This is a genomic window from Halosimplex salinum (genome assembly GCF_003730195.1).
Classification (GTDB): domain Archaea; phylum Halobacteriota; class Halobacteria; order Halobacteriales; family Haloarculaceae; genus Halosimplex; species Halosimplex salinum.
This window is the reverse complement of the sequence record NZ_QWGG01000002.1, coordinates 440495-458190: the sequence shown is the minus strand read 5'-3', so window position 1 is coordinate 458190 and position 17696 is coordinate 440495. Positions and strand designations below refer to the sequence as shown.

General features: G+C 69.5%; 15 protein-coding genes. 7 read left to right on the top strand and 8 right to left on the bottom strand.

All coding sequences use genetic code 11. The features are described 5' to 3' along the window. Positions 1–25 precede the first annotated feature (25 nt). A complete protein-coding gene (locus D1409_RS07475; RefSeq protein WP_123535627.1) occupies positions 26–4273 on the bottom strand; it encodes a PAS domain S-box protein in 4248 nt (1415 codons plus the stop codon). A gap of 232 nt (positions 4274–4505) precedes the next feature. Between D1409_RS07475 and D1409_RS25180 the strand changes: the two genes are divergently transcribed. The 3 genes from D1409_RS25180 to D1409_RS07460 are packed head-to-tail and all read left to right on the top strand — an operon-like array spanning position 4506 to position 7213. After that, positions 4506–5732, top strand: a complete 1227-nt coding sequence (locus D1409_RS25180; protein ID WP_206425000.1) for a RodZ family helix-turn-helix domain-containing protein — start codon at positions 4506–4508, stop codon at positions 5730–5732. A gap of 57 nt (positions 5733–5789) precedes the next feature. Continuing rightward, positions 5790–6440 carry a PH domain-containing protein gene (locus tag D1409_RS07465; RefSeq protein WP_123535625.1) on the top strand — a complete coding sequence of 217 codons (651 nt, stop codon included), beginning with the start codon at positions 5790–5792 and terminating at the stop codon, positions 6438–6440. Next, complete coding sequence (locus tag D1409_RS07460; RefSeq protein ID WP_123535622.1) at positions 6437–7213, top strand: PH domain-containing protein; 777 nt, start codon at positions 6437–6439, stop codon at positions 7211–7213. The genes D1409_RS07465 and D1409_RS07460 overlap by 4 nt, the downstream gene beginning before the upstream one ends. Positions 7214–7221: 8 nt before the next feature. On the opposite strand, the gene D1409_RS07455 is transcribed toward D1409_RS07460, so the two are convergent. Together D1409_RS07455 and D1409_RS07450 are read right to left on the bottom strand one after the other, a co-directional pair. Continuing rightward, complete coding sequence (locus D1409_RS07455) at positions 7222–7476, bottom strand: hypothetical protein (RefSeq protein ID WP_123535620.1); 255 nt, start codon at positions 7474–7476, stop codon at positions 7222–7224. A 283-nt stretch (positions 7477–7759) separates the two neighbouring features. Then, positions 7760–8698, bottom strand: a complete 939-nt coding sequence (locus D1409_RS07450) for a branched-chain amino acid transaminase (protein WP_123535618.1) — start codon at positions 8696–8698, stop codon at positions 7760–7762. A gap of 351 nt (positions 8699–9049) precedes the next feature. Between D1409_RS07450 and D1409_RS07445 the strand changes: the two genes are divergently transcribed. Beyond that, entirely contained in the window at positions 9050–9535 is a 486-nt protein-coding gene (locus tag D1409_RS07445) for a DUF3592 domain-containing protein (RefSeq protein ID WP_206424999.1), read from the top strand. Positions 9536–9593: 58 nt separating this feature from the next. Here D1409_RS07445 and D1409_RS07440 read toward each other — a convergent pair whose 3' ends face one another. From D1409_RS07440 to twy1, 4 genes are all read right to left on the bottom strand, one after another. Next, positions 9594–10019, bottom strand: coding sequence for a plastocyanin/azurin family copper-binding protein (locus D1409_RS07440; RefSeq protein WP_123535616.1), 426 nt, complete (start codon positions 10017–10019; stop codon positions 9594–9596). 57 nt (positions 10020–10076) lie between these two features. After that, positions 10077–10745 carry a 3,4-dihydroxy-2-butanone-4-phosphate synthase gene (gene ribB, locus D1409_RS07435; protein WP_123535614.1) on the bottom strand — a complete coding sequence of 223 codons (669 nt, stop codon included), beginning with the start codon at positions 10743–10745 and terminating at the stop codon, positions 10077–10079. 1 nt (position 10746) lies between these two features. Beyond that, positions 10747–11454, bottom strand: a complete 708-nt coding sequence (locus D1409_RS07430; protein WP_123535612.1) for a DUF120 domain-containing protein — start codon at positions 11452–11454, stop codon at positions 10747–10749. 166 nt (positions 11455–11620) lie between these two features. Further along, positions 11621–12604, bottom strand: a complete 984-nt coding sequence (gene twy1 / locus D1409_RS07425; RefSeq protein ID WP_123535610.1) for a 4-demethylwyosine synthase TYW1 — start codon at positions 12602–12604, stop codon at positions 11621–11623. Between the two features lie 550 nt (positions 12605–13154). Here twy1 and D1409_RS07420 point away from each other — a divergent pair. The 3 genes from D1409_RS07420 (at position 13155) to D1409_RS07410 (ending at position 16685) form a co-directional block, all read left to right on the top strand. After that, positions 13155–13925, top strand: coding sequence for a DUF7537 family lipoprotein (locus tag D1409_RS07420; RefSeq protein WP_123535608.1), 771 nt, complete (start codon positions 13155–13157; stop codon positions 13923–13925). Between the two features lie 607 nt (positions 13926–14532). Continuing rightward, positions 14533–15087: a gluconate 2-dehydrogenase subunit 3 family protein gene (locus D1409_RS07415; protein WP_123535606.1), complete on the top strand. Its 555-nt coding sequence runs from the start codon at positions 14533–14535 to the stop codon at positions 15085–15087. Beyond that, positions 15087–16685, top strand: coding sequence for a GMC family oxidoreductase (locus D1409_RS07410; protein ID WP_123535604.1), 1599 nt, complete (start codon positions 15087–15089; stop codon positions 16683–16685). The genes D1409_RS07415 and D1409_RS07410 overlap by 1 nt, the downstream gene beginning before the upstream one ends. A gap of 84 nt (positions 16686–16769) precedes the next feature. Here the strand turns inward: D1409_RS07410 and D1409_RS07405 are convergent, their stop codons facing one another. Then, entirely contained in the window at positions 16770–17528 is a 759-nt protein-coding gene (locus D1409_RS07405; protein WP_123535602.1) for a hypothetical protein, read from the bottom strand. Positions 17529–17696: the final 168 nt, after the last annotated feature.

Genomic DNA, 17696 nt, shown 5'->3' with positions numbered 1-17696 from the left:
CGATCACCGTCCAGTTGCTTGTCAGTTACTGTTCGTCGGGCGAGCCGGCGTCAGCGTCGGTGTCGGCGTCATTGTCGGCATCGGCGTCAGCGTCAGCATCAGTGTCAGCGTCGGTGTCGGCATCGGCGTCAGCGTCAGCATCAGTGTCAGCGTCGGTGTCGGCATCGGCGTCAGCGTCAGCGTCGGTATCGGCGACCGGGAGGTCGACGACCACTGCACGGCGGTCGCCGGTCCAGTCGCGGTGAACTCGCGCGTCCGACCCGTCGAGCACCCACGCGAACAGCCAGATCCCGGCGTCGCGGTGGCGTTCGAGCACCGTGTCGGGGTCGGCGGCGAACGGGTCGAGCGCCGCGCCGCTCGCGTGGTCGGCGGGGATCGACGCCCGAAGTTCCACACGACCGCCCGTCACGCTCGCGTCGACGCGGACCCGCGGGTCGTCCGCGTCGCTGCGCCGACCGAGCGCGGCGACGAGCGCCTCGACCGCGGTGGCGAACGGTTCGGGGACGGTCACGGTCAGGTCGCCGGGAACGTCGCTCGTCACGGTCACCCGCTCGTGGCGGTGTTCGACCGTCTCGACGGCGGCGTCGACGACATGCGCCAGCGACTGGGACCGGCTCTCGCGTCGCCGTTCGACCGCCTGTTCGACCGCTCGCGCGTTCGCGGCCGTCGCCGCGAGGTCGTCGCACAGCCTGCGGACCGACCGCGCCAGCGTCGCGACCTCCTCGTCGGCCGCGTCGGCGATCAGCTGTGCGTGGCCCGCGACGAGCGTGAGTTCGTTGCGCAGGTTGTGCCGGAGGACCCGCCCGAGCACCTGTTCGAGCAGCGCGAGCTCCTCGGTCCGGCGCTCGCGCTCGGTCACCTCCCGACAGGTACACACCGTCCCGTCGAAGGTCGCGGGCTCGGCCGCGGTGACCTCGTATCGGTGTCGCTCGCCGTCGGCACCGCGAACCCACGCCTCGAAGGTGCCGTCGCCGTCCTCGGTGAGCCAGCGCTCGACGGCCGCACCGCCCTCGTCGCCGCGTTCGTCGGGGAAGAGGTCCCCGACGGCGACGCCGCGGAGCGCGGCCCGGGGGCGGCCCAGCAGTCGTTCGAGCGCCTCGTTGACGAGCACGACCGCCCCGTCGGCGTCGAGGACGAACATCGGGTCGCCGGCGCTCTCGACGAGCGTCCGGTAGCGTTCGACGCCGCGCTCGTCGGCCGTCGCCCCGGTGTCCTCGCGCGCGACGTTGACGACACCGCCGTACTCGCCGTTCGCTCGGCGGACGGCGAAGTGGACGGCGAGCGTCACCGTCTCGCCGTCGACCGTCTCGAACGTCAGGTCGAGCACCTCGCTGTCGAGTTCCGGCGTCGCCAGCAGGCGCTGGACCGCCAGCTGCCCCTTCTCGAGTTCGCCCGCCGCCATGTACGTCGCCGCGTGCGTCCCGGTCATGTCCTCGTCCCCCAGCAGGTCGGCGAACGCCGCGTTGTGATACACCACCTCGCCGTTCGCGTCGACGACCGACACCGCGTCGCGAGCGTGGTCGACCAGCGCCGACAGCAGCGCCAGCCGGCGCTCGCGCTCGACGACCGACGTCAGGTCGCGACTGCACGCGACGCGGAGTCCACCACCGAGGTCCCGCTCCCAGTAGCCGAACCATCGACGCTCCCCGTCGTCGCCGACTCGAACCGGCGCGACCGCACTACCCGCGCCGTCCACGCCGTCCGCACCGCCCGCGCCGTCCGCACCGTCCACGCCGTCCGCACCACCCGCGCCGTCCACGCCGTCCGCACCGTCCGCACCGCCCACGCCGTCCGTGATAGCCTCGGGCAGCCCCTCGAACCCCGGATGGCCGTCGGGCACTCGCTCCCAGCAGTCGTTCTCGTCGGCGAGCCGGACGGCAGTCCCGGCGTCGGCCCGTTCGGTCGCGCCCGCGTCGACTCCGCTCGGGTCGTCGTCGACAGCCCTCACAGTGCCGGCTGCCGTCTCCCCCGCTTCGGCGTCCGTGTCCGTCTCGCCGTCGGCGACAGTCGCCGCCCGGCTCCGGCGGTCGTCGTCGCGGTCGGTCCGCTCGGTGCCGTCGACGCCCGCGACCGCGAGGACCTTCTCGAGGAGGAGGGTCGCGGGCTCGCTCCCGGTGCCCTTCTCGACGAGGCTGTCGACGGCGGTCAGTCGGTCCTCGTCGAAGGCCGTGTGCGCGGCGGCCGTGTAGCAGACGACCGGGACGCCGGCCGCGGCGGCGGCGTCGTCGAGCCGGCTCCAGTCGCCGTCGTCGGGCCGCTCGGTGACGAGGCAGTCGACCCGTCCGGTCGAGAGCGCGTCGACCGCGGTCGCGACGTCGGCGGTCCGCTCGACGGCCACGGCGTGGTCGACGGCGGTCGCGGCGTCCCGGATCCGGGCGGTCGCCATCCTGTCGGCGTCGACGTGCAGGAGGTGCACGTCGCTCTCCCGGGATTCCACCGGGGCCTCGGGACGGGCCGCGTCGGCGCGGTCGAGTCGGATCGACGCGCGCGTCCCGCCGTCGGTCTCGAAGGCGAGGTCGCCGCCGGACTTCGAGACGGCCCAGTCCACCAGCCAGAGACCGACGCCGCTCCCGTGTTCGAGCGTCGTCTCCGCGCCGCGTTCGAGCGCCGCGAGCTCCGACGACTCGATGCCGGGGCCGTCGTCGGCGACGGTGAGCGTCACGTCCCGGTCGTCCACCGTCGCGGTGACCGTCACCGTCGGCAACTCGCCCGCGTGGACGAGCGCGTTCTCGACGAGGTTCTCGACCGCGAGGTCGAGCGCCGGGACCGCCCGAACGCCGACCGACGGCACGTCCACCTCCACGTCCGCGTGCGTGTCGGCGTCAGTGTCGGCGTCAGTGCCGGCGTCCAGTTCGACGGTCCCCTCACCCGCACCGTCGCCGACGGCCTCGATACCCCGGTCGACGAGCGCCGCCAGGTCGGTCGCGCTCGGTTCGGGGTCGGCCTCGACGAGTCGTTCGACGGCGGCCGTCTTCGCGGCCAGCGCGGCCAGCGCGTCGGCCCGTTCCGCTATCGCCTCGGCGAGGGCCGTTCGCTCCCCGTCGAGACGGGCGACCAATCGCTCGGCGAGGTCGCGTATCTCGTGGGCGCTCCGGCCGACGTCGTGGCGGACGACGCCGCCCAGCACCGCCTGAAGGTGCCGGAGTTCGGTCGCGCGGCGCTCGCGCTCGGTGACGTCCCGGAACGTGCCGACGGTGCCGACCACCGCACCGTCCCGGCGGACGGGGCCGAACGTCGCCTCGAAGTCGCGGGGCTCGCCGCCGGCGTTCGGGAGCGTCAGCTCCGTGTCGTTCCATCGCCGCCGGTCGCGCCCGCGGACGACCGAGAGCGCCTCGGCGACCCGCGACGCCGCCTCGGCCGGCACGACGTCGGCCACCGCCTGTCCTTCGAGCGCTTCGGCAGACCCGCCCAGGAACGACGCCATCGCCTCGTTGCAGAGCTCGATCCGGTCGTCGCCGTCGAGCACCCACATCGGGTCCGGCGCGCTCTCGACGAGCGTCCGGTACTGCTCGACGCGCCGCGCGCGCTCCGCCTCGCAGCCGTCCGGGCGGCGAACGGCCGCGAGAACGCCTCCCTCCGGCCGCCCGGTCAGGTGGACCGTCAGTCGGACGCTTCGCCCGACCCGCCGGAAGTCGACGGTCAGAGTCTCCTCGTCGCCGGGTCCACAGGCGTCGACGGCCGCCGTCCAGGCCGCCTGGTCCGCCGCGACGACGAGCGCGCTCGCCGGGGCACCGCGAAGGTCACACCGGTCCGCGCGGAGCCGTGACGCGAACGACTCGTTACAGTAGACGAGCCGTCCGTCGTCGTCCGTCGCGAACAGCCCGTCCCGCGCGTGCTCGGCCAGCCGTTCGAACGCGGCGAGACAATCGGCCCGCGCTCGCTCGCCGGTTCCGTCCTCGAAACACTCGACCCGGTCGCCAGGCGCGTCGGACGGCAGCGGGACTCCGACGTGCCGGAAGACGCGCGCGTCCTCGCCCGTCCCCACCGTGAGGGTCGTCTCGACCGCCTCCTCCTCGGCGGCCGCCGCCCGGACCGCAGTCGCGCCCGCGTCGTCGCCGACCGCCGCGAGCGCGTCGTAGAAATCGCGCTCTCCGGCGGCGACGGCCGGGTCGAGCGAGAGCGACGCGTCGAACCCGTCTGTCGCGCGGACGACCCGCCCGTCACGGACCAGGACGGCGAGGCCGTCGTCCGGTTCGACCGCCTCCGCGACCGCGCCGTGGGGCGAATCGGGGCCGAGACCGTCCCAGTCGACGAGCGGGTCCCGCCCGGTCATCGTCGGGAGACCGACTCGTGGACGGCGAGCGACGGGCGGTCAGGTTCGGAGAGTGACACGACCGCGCGTAGCGGGGGACTCGCGATAAAAGTGACGCCAGACGGTGAGGACCGTGATCCCGCCGTTCGGTGAGTCCCGGAAGCGGGAGCGAACGGGAGGAACGGCGGTAGCGGGGCCGCGGGCTCGCGGAGAACCGAAAGCGCCTATACGGGCCCGGTCACCGACTCGGTGTATGCGACGTGACTGGGGGACGACACTGATCGTTGCGGCGCTGGTGGTGCTGTCCGGCTGTGGGACGCTCGCCGGTGGGACCGCGACACCGGGCGCGGACGGGGCGACCGATTCGCCGACGCCGACCGCGGCCGACGCACCGGATCAGACCGCGGCGCCGACCGACGAGTCGGCGGCGACGACCGAACCGACGGACGCGACGGGGACGGACGGATCGACAGACGCGACAGCGACGGCCGAACCGACAGACGCGACGGCGACGAGCGAGCCGACGGCGACGCCGGAACCGACGGCGACGCCCGAGTCGCTCCCGACGCCCGGCGAGGGGCAGTCGCTGCCGCCGGGCGTCCGCGACGACGGCACGGTCAACGAGACGGGTGTGTTCACCGCCCACGCGGCGGCGCTGAACGCCTCGGGCTGGCGGCTTGACCACCGCAACGGCAACGACACGCGTGTGCTGTACCACGCCGACGGGACGAGCTACGAGCGGACCGACGAGGGAGTGACCTGGTTCAGCGACGGCGTCAGCGTGACCAACCGGACGTACTTCGGCGCGCCCTACGAGATGGACGCCACGCACAACACGACGACCGGGTTCGGCGACCCCACGGGGACGGTCACGTTCGCGCTCGCCATCCGACTGGGGACTGGTAACTACGAGTGGGCCGGGACCACGGACAGCGAGGGGCGGACGCTCCACGAACTGCGGATGACGGGCGCGCGAAACGCCGGGTCGTCGCTCGACCACTACACCGGGACGATACTCGTCGACGAGGAGGGGCGGATCCACCGCCTCAGCGGCGAGGTCGGCGAGAACGAGTCCGTCGCGGAGGCCTACGACTACGACTACGAGTGGGGCGTCGACGCGGTCCCGCGACCGTCGTGGTTCGACACCGTGCCCCGCGGCGTCGTCGAGAAGACGTCCGACGGCACCGCGCTCAACGTGACGATGACGGGCGGCTCCGCCGTCCCCGCGGGCACCGAGTTCGAGTTCCGGCACAACCGCACGACGCGGACGGTCACGCTCGACGACCCGCTCGAACCGGGCGAATCGCTGTACGTCGGCGTCAGTACCGGCGACGACGGGTCGGTCGCTGTCTCGCGCGAACCGCCGAGCGGCGACGGCCTCCGCGACCTCCGCGGGAAGCAGACCCGCCTCTCCGCGACCGTGACCGTCGACGGCATCGAGGTGGACCTGTCGTTCACCGCCGGCCGGCTCGACATCTGAGGGGAGGACCGGGCCAGTCCCGTGGATTTATCTCTCCGACAGTACCACCCACGTGATATGACAGCCGAACACGACTGGCTCTCGCTCGATCCGGGCGAGGACGTCGTCTGGATCGGACAGCCGCGAGTCTGGCGTATCGTCGGCACCGCCGCGGGGGCGTTCGTGCTGGTCGCGATCGCCGTCGCCGGCGCCGCGCTGGCGCCGCGGCTCGACGCGGTCGGGGCCGGCGGCGAGTACGGCGTCGTCGCCGTCTGGGCCGTCGCCGGGATCGTCGCCCTCTCGGCGCTCTGGAACGTCGCCGTCGCCTACCTCCGCGTCCAGCACACCGACTACGTACTGACGAACCGGCGGATATACCGGAAGACGGGGATCCTCTCGGAGACCGTGACCAGCGTGGGCGTCGACCGCGTCCAGAACACGACGCTTCGCAAGGACGTCACGGGCAACCTCTTCGACTACGGAACGGTGTCCATCTCCACCGCCGGCAGCGGCGGTGCGGACCTCTCGATCAGCGACCTCGACGACCCGGAATCGTTCCGCGACCGCCTGCAGGAACAGGTCCGCGCGGCCGGCGAGCGTGACGGGGACGGCGACGACGAGCGACCGGACCCGGCCGTCGGCGCGCTCGACGAGGAGGCCATGACGGCGGTGCTGGCCGAGGCCAGACGGCTCCGCGCCGTCGCCGAACGCATGGAGGAGCGCGTATGAGTCCCGACGACTCCCCGGCGAGCGGCGGAGACGACGCGGCCGTGGTCGACCGGGCCGCGTCGGTGGCCGACTCCGACGTGTCGGAGTGGCTCTCGCTCGAACCCGACGAGGAGGTGGTCTGGGTCGGCGAGCCGACGACGATGCGGCTGGTCGGCACCGTCGTCACCGGGATCGTCCTCATCCCCGTCCTGATCGGTATCCTCGTCCTCCTGTTCGCGCCGCTGTCGTATTTGGGGATCAAACACACCGACTACGTGGTCACGACCCGGTCCCTCTACGTCAAGCGCGGGATCCTCTCCACCAACATCGAGAGCGTCGACCTCGACCGCATCCAGAACACGGAGTTCACCCAGTCGTTCTGGGGGACGCAACTGGGCTTCGGGACCATCGATATCAGCACCGCCGGGAGTTCCGGCGCGGACATCTCCTTCGACGACGTCGAGGACGCCCGCGAGGTGCGCGAGGAGATATCCCGCGTCCAGCGCGAGTTCGGCGGCGGCGGTCGCGGCGCTCGCGACGGCACCGGCGGCGGCGACTCCCCCGCTCGCACCCGGCAGGCCGCGGGGGCGGACCAGCTTGACGAACTCGTCGCCGAACTGCGCGCGACCCGCGAGGCGCTGGAGCGGGTCGAAGCACGGCTCGCCGAGGGGGCCGACACCGCGGTGGAGCCGGCGGACGACGCCGACACCGCCGTCGGCTCGCAGTCGAGGGGAGACGGACCGCTCACTGACGAGACCGACAGGCAGGGATCCGACCGGGCCGACGAGAACTGAGCGGTCCGTTACTCGCGCGAGAGCGACGACGGGACCTGCTCGACGGCGTTTCCGCAGGTCGAGCAGGTCGATTTCTCGACGGCGACGTACACGTCGTTGCAGGTGTCACACTCGAAGAGCTTCGTCTCCGGGCTCGAACGCGAACCGGTCGCGCCGCGGGGGCGACCGCCGGACGACTCGGCGATACCGTCGGTCTCGCCGTCGCGGCCCGCTCGCTCCCGGGCGTCGCTCAACACGGACCGCAGTCGCGTCGTCAGCGTCATCGCCGGACCACCCGTGTCGTCGGAGCGCGGTCGACCTCGCTGTGGAAGTGACTCCGGGTCGAACGTGTCATGAGCATCTACCGGATATCGGGCGAGAACTGCCGTGACGGTTATCCCTAATTGTTTACCCCCCGGTCGCCGAGACCGTCGACATCACGGCGGAGACCCGGACTCCGGGCGGCCGACTCGCGGGCGGCGACCGAGTTCCTGCCGGCGAATGCATGCCGGCGATCGAACTCCCGCCGGCGAATGCAAGGCGACGGCGAAGGCGGTGCGGGGCAGGCTAGACGTACGTGAACCAGTCGTCGTAGCCGTCGAGACGGCCCTCGACGAGGTCGAAGAACTGCGACTGGATGTCGTCGGTGACCGGGCCCTTGGTGCCCTCGCCGACCACGTTGTCGTCGACGCTACGGATGGGCGTGACCTCGGCGGCCGTCCCGGTGAAGAACAGTTCGTCGGCGGTGTACAGTTCGCCGCGGGAGATAGTGGCCTCGTCGTGGACGGTGTAGCCCATGTCCTCGGCGAGTTCGATGGCGGTCCGGCGGGTGATGCCGTCGAGGATGGACTCGGCGAGGCCGGGCGTGTAGATCTCGTCGTCGCGCACCAGGAAGAGATTCTCGCCGGGGCCCTCGGCGACGTTGCCCTCCTTGTTGAGGACGATAGCCTCGGTGTAGCCGTTGCCCTTGGCCTCCTCGGTGGCCAGCAGGGAGTTGACGTACAGGCCCGTCGTCTTGGCGTTGGTCGGGATCTGGCTGGAGGCGTGTTTGCGCCACGAGGAGACCATCACGTCGACGCCGTTCTCGAGGGCGTCCTCGCCGAGGTAGGCGCCCCACGGCCAGGCGCCGATGGCGACGCGGGTCGGGCAGTCGCCGGGGCTCACGCCCAGCGAGTTGTAGCCGTAGAAGGCGATCGGTCGGATGTAACAGGATTCGAGCTCCTCGCGGCGGATCAGCTCGACCGTCGCCTCGGTGAGTTCCTCGGGTTCGAAGGGGATCTCCAGGTCGTAGGGCTTGCCCGACTGGTAGAACCGTTCGAGGTGCTCCTCCCACCGGAAGATGGCGGGGCCGTCGACCGTGTCGTAACAGCGCACGCCCTCGAATATCCCCGACCCGTAGTGCAGGCCGTGGGTGAGAACGTGGATCTGTGCGTCGTCGAAGTCGACGAACTCGCCGTCCATCCAGAGTTCGTCGACCCCTTGGAACATCTCTGGGCGCTCGCTCATGGGTCGTACCTCCCGGTGAGGGTCGCCCCCGATTTATACGTTGTCAGTCCGCCGGCGCCCGCGTCGCTCGGTCTGTCCATGACGAATGTTGCGACCCCGCCGTAAAGAGTGTTGACGGTCGCGTGCGAGCGCGTGACACAAACAGACGCTGGAGTTACGGGAGGGCTTTTCATCGAGAGCCCCGAGACCCCACTGGACGATGACTGTCGAACGAAACTGGGGTCGTACGGACGGTCCGCGACGAGTCCGCGACCCGTACCCGGTACCCGCGAGCAGCCCCTCCACGACGACGCCGATCGACGCACGGCCGGCGGTCGCCACGGCGCCGACCCCGTCTCGGGAGGCACCGACGTGAGCGACGATTCGGGGTTCTCGATCGGCGGGCCGGAGTCGCTCCGCGGGGCGTTGCTGATGCTCCTCGTGGGGTTCGCGCTGGTCGGCTACGGCGGCTACGACCACGTCCAGCAGTCCGAGGCGGTGGAAAACGCGGTCGAGGTGAACGCGACGGTCCACGAGGTCGGCGTCGAGACGGTGTCCGCCAGGCGCGGCGTCGACCACGAACCGACGGCACGGTTCAGCTACGAGTACGAGGGGACGACCTACGAGAGTTCGAGCGTCTTCCCCGCGGAGATCTCCCCGACGTACGACACGGAGTCGGCGGCCCGGTCCGTCGTCGCCGGGTACGAGGAGGGAGAGACGGTCACCGCGTACGTCTCGCCCGACCGGCCTGACGACGCGTTCCTGCAGAACCGGACGACGAACACGCCGCTGTTCGCCGCCGGGTTCGGGCTGTTCTTCGTCCTCGGCGGCGGCTGGTTCACACTGAAGCACCTGTGAGGGGCCTCACCAGTCGCCGGCGGACCGCCCGCGACGACTCGGACGGCTTCGAACCGCGCTACTCCTCGACGATGACGGTCCCGACCATCCCCTGTCGCGCGTGGGGGATACAGACGTAGGTGTACTCGCCGGGCGTCTCGAAGGTGTGCTCGTAGGTCTCGCCCTGCTGGACCGTCTGGCCGGGGCTCCCCTCGTCGTAGCTGGCGAAGGGTTCCGCGTCGTCGGGCAGAGAGACCTGCCGGTTGTCGTCGGGGACACAGCCGACGTTGTGTGCCGGGCTGTCGAAGTACCAGGTGACCGTCTCGCCGGCGGTGACGGTGTACTCGTCGGGGTCGTAGACGTAGGACCCGCCCGGTCCGACGACGACGTCGCCGGCCGCGTCCGTGGAGTCGTCCGCTCCAGTGCCGCTCGAACAGCCGGCGACCGCACCGGCGGTCGCGACGCCGGCCGCGCCCAGGAACGACCGCCGCGAGAAGTGTCTCATCGACGAAACTGGGGACCAGTGGGTCTTCAGTGCCCCGAAATCGGTCGAACGGTCGGACTACGTGAGGCGGTCGATGACGGCCGAGCCCTCGACGTAGACGAACCCCTCGCGGTCGGCGTAGGCCCGTGCGGCCGCCGGCGAGAGCGCCGCGCCGGTGTCGTCGTCGAGCATCTCGCAGACGACCATCGCGGGCGGGAGGTCGGCGCCGGCGGCGAGCGCGACGGCCAGTTCCGTGTGGCCCTCGCGGTCGGCCAGCAGGTCGGGCGCCGCCCGCAGGAGGTGGACGTGACCGGGCGCGCGGAACTCGGTGGCGAACTCCGCCGAGTCGGGGTCGGCCGCGGCGGCGGCGAGTTCGGTGATCGTCAGCGCGCGGTCGTCGTCGGTGATCCCGGTGTAGGTGTCGCGGTGGTTCACCGTCAGCGAGAACGACGAGCGCTCGTCGTAGCCCAGTTCGTGGTCGGCCGCCGCCGGGTGGTCGAGCACGTCCTGGGCGTAGGGGAGGTCGAACGCCGTGGCGACGGCGTCGCCGAGCGCGACGCAGACGAGGCCGCCGGCGTCGTTTCGCAGCCGCGCGACGGCCGCGGGCGTGACGGCGCCCGCGGGGTAGATCAGGTCGGTCTCGCCCTCGCGGTCGGCCGCGTCGTGGACGAGGATCGGGTCGCCGCGACGGAGGGCGTCCATCGCGCGCTCGACGCTCGCGGCCGCGGTCGATGCGTCGCCGGTCATACTATCGCTGTTCGGTGACATGGATGGTGAGTGGTGAGCCGTCGTCGAGTCCGAGTTCTTCCCGGAGCTTCACCGGGGCGATCACTTCCAGCTGGTCGTCGCCGTGATGGGTCCGCTCCGGCGTGATGACGTGGGCGTCCTCGAAGCGGTCGCCCTCGTCGCTCTCGACCGTCGCGGGATAGCAGTAGGCGGGCCCGTACGTGCGCTCGTCGTCCTCCCAGCCCTCGATGGTGACGGGCTCGAACGAGGAGAGGTGTCCGCGCTCGCGGACGCTCTCCTCCGTGAGTTCGACGTTGAGCGTCCCGAGGAACGGCTCGTACCCGAGTTTCTCCTCGAACTGCCGCATGTAGCCCGGCAGGGAGATGTAGTGGCGGCCCTCGCCCATGCCGCTGGTGATAGAGCCGTGGAGTTCGACGCTGGCGTCGCGCTCGAAGATGCGCCGGTAGCCGGCGTACTCGCGCTGGAGCGCGCGCTCGCCGTCGCCGGTGACCGTCACCCACTGCCCGTCGCTGACGATCTCCCGTTCGACGAGGTCGGCCTCCTCCAGCCGCTGGAGGCGCCGCGAGGCCGTCTGCGTCGAGGCGTCCAGCCGTTCGGCCAGCGCCGAACACGACACCTTCTGGTCGCCCTCGAGCCCGCTCTGCAACGCCAGCACTTTCAGCGTCGCCAGCTCGGCGTGCCCCACCGGGGACGCCGTCACTCCTGTCATACCCGACAGTAACGGTTACCGGCCGATAAGTATACCGAATGCGGAACGCGTCTCAGAAATGGAACGGCGCGTGCGTTGTGAGGAGTTGTCGCTCGTCCAGCGGGTACGGGAAATTCAGACCGATCCGGTATAACGGCGTCGAACGCGACGAGGCCAATGAGCCCGCTCAGTCGCCGGCTTCCGCGTAGGGGTCGCGTTCCCAGAACTCGCTGTCCTTCTGGAGTTTCGGCACCCAGGTGTCCTCGGTCTTCGAGAGGAGCGTGACGTGCGAGACGGGCACCTCGTTGAAGTAGTCGTGGTCGGGCATGTGCGCCTGCACGTCCTCGGTGAACGCTCGAACCTCCTCGTGTTCGGGCATCGAGTCGCGGTCGAGTCGCCCGCGCGAGTGACCGACGTGCATGTACGCCTTCATCTCGATGAAGTCGGGGTCGGCCCGCTGGAACATCGACGCGTACCACTCGGGGTGGTGCATGTTGTTCCCCTTGACGAGCGTCGTCCGCAGCACGGTCCGGGTCTCGTCCTTCTCGGCGAGCACGTCCAGCGTGTCGATCAGTCGCTCCCAGGCGTCGTCCTCAACGGCCTTCACCGTCTCGTCGAACGTCCAGCGGTCGGGCGCGTCGACGCTGACGTACAGCTGGGTCGGGTCACACTCCGCCAGCACCTCGGGTTTCGTCCCGTTGGAGACGAGGAACGTCGTGATGTCGCGGTCGCGGAACTCCTCGATGAGTTCGGGGAGATAGGGGTAGAGCGAGGGTTCGCCGTCGAGCGAGATGGCGACGTGGCGCGGCTCCATCGCCTCCTCGAAGCGTTCGCGGGGCACCTCCTCGTTGCCGCCGAAGCCCGAGAGGATCTTCTTCTGGAGTTTCAGCGAGGCGTCGGCGACGGCGCTGGGGTCGTCCCACTCCACGTCGCCGAGTTCGTAGGCGTGGCCCGCGTGGTCGCGCCAGCAGAAGACACAGCGCTCGTTACACTTGACGACCGGCGTCATCTGGATACAGCGGTGGGACTCGATCCCGTAGAACGCGTACTTGTAACATTTCCCCTCACCGCGAAGTGAGTTAGCCGTCCAGCCGCAGGTCTGGGCGGCCGTATGGTTCTCACTGTGGTAGTCTGGATCGTCTACCTGTTTGGGCCCGTCCGATTCGCTCATTGGAGGAAGGGACGGTAGCCGTTCCTATACATCCTTTCCTCCGACCGATGGCTCCACCGACAGCTGTCGAGCAATCTGATCGCGCGCACCGAGCGGAGTCACAGTGACACAAGGAGAAAGCCCACGGCTTGAGCCGTGGGAGGAATCCGACCGTTCGACTCCATCCACGAGCGAGAGGAGACTGACTCCCCACCGCTCCAAGAACCCCGCCAACGCACGCCACTGCCACGGAATCACTCTCCCCGCTCGGTGGCTTTCCTGGCAGGCTCCGCCCACTGGAGATTCAGGTGAGAACGGCTTGATCAACAGCTACAACTTTCGGAGTTTCGCGAGAGATATGGACACCACTAGAATGGTGGATGCGGTCTAAGCGGCCGCCCTCTTCCTCCAGTGATGGCGCAACTGTCTATGCCGATGCGGATATCGAATCGCCGATTATCTCGTCGACGGTGACTCGGATGGCCCACGGATCAGGTCCATCGAGTCCATGATCGTGTTCAGGTGTACACACACGCCACAACGCTATTATCGGGAAATCCTAATTGAGAACATGAACTGGCGTCTCGTGAGCGTCGTCTCCATCGTCGTTCTCGCGGGGTGTGGGTCGGTTCTCGACGGCGATACGGATTTAAACAGGGACACGTCGACCGAGACGCTGACGCCCGCGCCGGTGCCCCAGATGACCGAGACACCGGTCCCGCTGCCTCCCGGCGTGACCGACAGCGGCGTCAGGGACACCGACGCACTGCTGGACGCCCACCAGTCGCTTCTCGAGACGCAATCGTACACGCTCCGGGTGCGACTCCGCGTAGACGAGACCCGCTACACGCGATTCATCCGCGTCGAAACGCCGACGCGGTACTACAGCCACGACGTGCTCGGCGGAAACGATGGGAACGTCACCCAGTTCGCGAGCGGCCCGTTTATATACGTGCGGACAGCGTACGCCGGTATCACACGGTACGATCGGCTGGACAACACCCGACCGCCGGAGTCACGGACTGTCCGCCTGAGTCGTCAGTTCCTCCAAGTCGGCGACGCTGTCGTCTCCGAGACGACAGTCGACGGCCGACTCGCCTTCGTCATTCGGGGGAACTACTCCACCCTCCCTGAGATGGAGCGGATCCGGAACGTGAGTATTCGCGCAGTCGTCGAACCCACCGGACTGGTCCGTTCGATGAACGCGTCCTACGTCAGAACCGGGAGAACCGGTCCAGCGACTGTCACGCGGTCGTTCGCTTACGACGACGTCGGTGAGACGACCGTCGAACGACCGGACTGGGTCGAGACGCAGTGGAACGGAACGACGACCCCGGAGTGAAAACGTGACCAGCGGGGGTGACACGACGCGAATCGAGGTGGTCGCAGGCGTAACACGTCTGCGAGTGTACGCCGGATTCGCTCGAGGTCGCGGTCGAGAGAAAGGGACGAACCCGGCGGGGTGCTAGTCAGTGCCCGGTACGACCGCAGATGCCACGATCGCTTTCGAGCGCCATTCACCACGATCAGTGGGACCGTAGCCGATCCGCAAAAATATATAAAATCTGGTGAGTGATACAAAATATCTCCAAACAGTCTAGTAAGAAAGTAATGCAATATGTATTATAGTAACCAGGAGAAATGGGTTCTAGAGCCATTTAAACACAAAATCTGCATATTAGTCGGTATACCGGAGCTGAACGGCTCATCGGAACATCTTCTTTTTAACTACTCTACACCGCATATTTTATGGACTCCTAAGGACGGCGTTACCGACATTCCAGATATATAATATTTGTATGAATAACCGAATTATGAAATTTGTGCGGGTACCGACTGGAGCGTCCACCGGTACCGACGCGGACGCTCGGGCGGCGGATTCGCGTTCCGGTACTGGCACGGGGGTTCCTGGCGCAAGAGTTAACTAAAGTTGCGCACTGGGTGCGTTCATGGAATTGACACGCCGCGACGCGGTAGCGGCGCTTGCGGCTATCGGCGTCGGTGGTGGTGTGGTGTACGGCGCGACAGAACTGCGCGAGGGGCGCGGCCCCGGCGAGTCCGGCGAGACGCCGACGAGCGCGGACGACACCGGCGCACTGCTAGAGACGACGGTGGCGCTCGCCGAGATCATCTATCCCCCCGAGGTCACCGAGACCGAGTCGTTCGTTCGGACGTTCGTCTCCGGCCGGATCGAGGACGACGACGCTCGCCGCGAGGCGATGGTCGACGCGGCGGACGCGCTGGACGCCGACGCCCGCTCGGAACACGGCGCGTCGTTCCGCGAACTCGAACCCGAGGAGGGGGACGCGCTCCTCGAGACCCTCGGGATGTCGCAGGTCGACCCTAACCCGGAGGGCGACGAGCGCCAGCGGATCCGGTACTACCTCGTCAACGAGTTGCTCTACGGCCTGATGCGGTCGCCCAAGGGTGGACAGCTGGTCGGCATCGAGAATCCGCCGGGTTACCCCGGCGGGCTGGACGCGTATCAGCAGGGGCCAGAGTGATGAGCGCGGCGGATCGAACCCCTTCCGAACGCGTCGACGTCTGCGTCGTCGGCGCGGGACCGGCCGGCGGCATCGTCGCCCACTCGCTGGCCGACCGGGGCCACGACGTGGTCGTCCTCGAGGCCGGTCCTCGCGTCCCCCTCGCCGAGCGGCTGGAACGCATGGAGCGCCACCAGCGCCCCGCTCACGACTGGACCGACGTCTGGGGGATGGACGGCGAGCGCGACGCCTACAGTTCGACGGGCGACGTGGACTACCCGCTGAACCGGACGCGCATCAAGGGCGTCGGCGGGACGACGCTGCACTGGATCGGCTACACCCCGCGATTCCACCCGAAGGACTTCGAGATGGGGACGCGGTACGGGCTCGGGACCGACTGGCCGATCGCTTACGACGACCTGCGACCCTACTACGCCGAGGCGGAGTCGGAGCTGGGCGTCGCCGGCGCAGAGGACAACCCCTTCGCGCCGCCCCGCGAGGAGCCGTTCCCGATGGAGGCGTTTCCGCCGAGTCACTCCGACTCGATCCTCGGAGCGGCCTGCGAGGAGCTGGACATCGAGGTCCACTCTGTCCCGCAGGCGCGCAACAGCGAGGCCTACGACGGTCGCAGCGCCTGCGTCGGCTACGGCACCTGCCATCCGGTCTGCCCCTCCGGCGCGAAGTACGACGGCTCGGTCCACATTCGCAAGGCCGAATCCGAGGGCGCCCGCGTCGTCGACCGCGCGCCCGTCCAGCGACTCGAACACGACTCGGAGGGCGAGCGCGTCGAGGCGGCCGTCTACGCCACGCCCGACGGGACCGAACACCGCCAGGAGGCTCGCCAGTTCGTCGTCGCCTGCGGTGCCATCGAGACGCCACGTCTGCTCCTGCTCTCGCAGTCCGAGCAGTACCCCGACGGACTGGCCAACTCCTCGGGGGCGGTCGGCCGATACCTGATGGACCACCTGCTGTATCTCGTCACCGGGCGACTCATGGAACCGACCGAGCAACACCAGGTCGGGTTCAGTACGTCCGTCACACACCAGTTCTACGACCACGAGGAGGCGACGCCGGGGAGTTTCTTCGTCGGGTTCCTCAACTACGCCGGCCCCTCGCCGGTCGAGGCCGCGCTGGACGACGGCGGATGGGGCGACGACCTCACGGCCGCCGTCGAGCGCTCCTACGGGGGCCACATCGGGACGGAGGCGCTCGTCGAGCAGCTCCCGAACCCGAACAGCCGCGTCACGCTCGACCCCGACGAGACCGACGACCACGGCAACCCCGTCCCACAGATCCACTGGACGGTCGGCGATCACGGACGCACGACGGCCGAGAAGGCCATCGAGGTCCAGCGCGACATCCTCGACGAGGCCGGAGCACGCGTCGACTACGCCACGCCGGCCGACGATCCCCTGTCCGGGAGTCACCCGATGGGGACGACCCGGATGGGTGACGACCCCGCGGAGAGCGTCGTCGACCGACGACTCCGCACCCACGACCTGGAGAACCTCTCCATCGCCTCCAGCGGCGTCTTCCCCACCGGCGGCGCGATGAACCCGACGCTCACCATCGTCGCGCTCTCCCTGAAAGCCGCCGAGCACATCCACGACGACCTCTGACAGCCCGTCGGCCCCGTCAGGCCCTGTCCGGTCTGCACTCCGGTCGACGGTCGAACGAGCGGGCAGGACGGAGAGCAGTCCGTCTCAGCCGCCCCTGGGGCCGGCGTACTCGGCCGACCCGGAGCGGTCCTCGGCGCCGCTGACGGGCTCGGTGTCGGTCGCGTACAGGGGCGCGAGCAGTTCGGTGTGGAACCAGGCCGCGACGGCGGGGAAGACCAGGACGAACGCGACGGTGAGCACGAGCGAGAGGGCCAGGAGCAACCCGGTGAGCAGCAGCGTCGAGAGCGCGGCCACCGAGTGCGAGATGGTCCACCGGTAGCTCGTCCGCACGGCCTCCGAGAGCGGGACGCCGGCGGCCAGTCCCACGAACGTCGGGACCAGTACCAGTACCAGATGGACGGTCGCGTACAGGCCCGCGACCCCGAGGACGCCGGCGACGGGTGCCTCCGTCCGCACGAACTGGGCGACGTAGAGCAGGCTGACCCCCGACATGAGGACGACGACGCCCCCGAGCAGGAGGGCGTCGACGCCGTGGTCGCGCATCGCCCGGACGACCGCCGCGCGGTCGACCGACCCGTCCGCACGGATGGACGCCACGGCAGTGTACGCACCCAGCGTCGCCGGGCCTACCGTGACCAGCGGGAGCGAGGCCAGCACCCACGCGAGACTCACGGCGACGACCGAGAGAGCGTTCCCGGCGACGAATCCGAACGAGGCGCTGAACGCGCCGTGGACGGCCTCGATGTCGACCGCGTCGGGGCCCCTGGGGGTGTCGTCCGCCCCCGCGTCGCCGGCGGCGTCGGACGTTCCCCCGTCCGCGAGCGTGCTGCGGGGTCGGGTCATGCTCGTCGTTGGGACGGCACGGGCCTCGGTCGTTCGGTTCCGGCCAAAATTGCTGTGTCCGCCTCGCCAGTGCGAGCGACTGCGAGCGCGACAGGATTGCCGGTCGCGACCGCGACCCGGTCTAGCGGCCGGGTGTGCGACCGGGGGTACAGCGTCCACTCCCGGAAG

Bases quoted from the DNA above. Each gene is read 5' to 3' on its own strand.
- D1409_RS07475 (WP_123535627.1), bottom strand. From the start codon at position 4,273: ATGACCGGGCGGGACCCGCTCGTCGACTGGGACGGTCTCGGCCCCGAT.
- D1409_RS25180 (WP_206425000.1), top strand. From the start codon at position 4,506: ATGCGACGTGACTGGGGGACGACACTGATCGTTGCGGCGCTGGTGGTG.
- D1409_RS07465 (WP_123535625.1), top strand. From the start codon at position 5,790: ATGACAGCCGAACACGACTGGCTCTCGCTCGATCCGGGCGAGGACGTC.
- D1409_RS07460 (WP_123535622.1), top strand. From the start codon at position 6,437: ATGAGTCCCGACGACTCCCCGGCGAGCGGCGGAGACGACGCGGCCGTG.
- D1409_RS07455 (WP_123535620.1), bottom strand. From the start codon at position 7,476: ATGACGCTGACGACGCGACTGCGGTCCGTGTTGAGCGACGCCCGGGAG.
- D1409_RS07450 (WP_123535618.1), bottom strand. From the start codon at position 8,698: ATGAGCGAGCGCCCAGAGATGTTCCAAGGGGTCGACGAACTCTGGATG.
- D1409_RS07440 (WP_123535616.1), bottom strand. From the start codon at position 10,019: ATGAGACACTTCTCGCGGCGGTCGTTCCTGGGCGCGGCCGGCGTCGCG.
- ribB (WP_123535614.1), bottom strand. From the start codon at position 10,745: ATGACCGGCGACGCATCGACCGCGGCCGCGAGCGTCGAGCGCGCGATG.
- D1409_RS07430 (WP_123535612.1), bottom strand. From the start codon at position 11,454: ATGACAGGAGTGACGGCGTCCCCGGTGGGGCACGCCGAGCTGGCGACG.
- twy1 (WP_123535610.1), bottom strand. From the start codon at position 12,604: ATGAGCGAATCGGACGGGCCCAAACAGGTAGACGATCCAGACTACCAC.
- D1409_RS07420 (WP_123535608.1), top strand. From the start codon at position 13,155: ATGAACTGGCGTCTCGTGAGCGTCGTCTCCATCGTCGTTCTCGCGGGG.
- D1409_RS07415 (WP_123535606.1), top strand. From the start codon at position 14,533: ATGGAATTGACACGCCGCGACGCGGTAGCGGCGCTTGCGGCTATCGGC.
- D1409_RS07410 (WP_123535604.1), top strand. From the start codon at position 15,087: ATGAGCGCGGCGGATCGAACCCCTTCCGAACGCGTCGACGTCTGCGTC.
- D1409_RS07405 (WP_123535602.1), bottom strand. From the start codon at position 17,528: ATGACCCGACCCCGCAGCACGCTCGCGGACGGGGGAACGTCCGACGCC.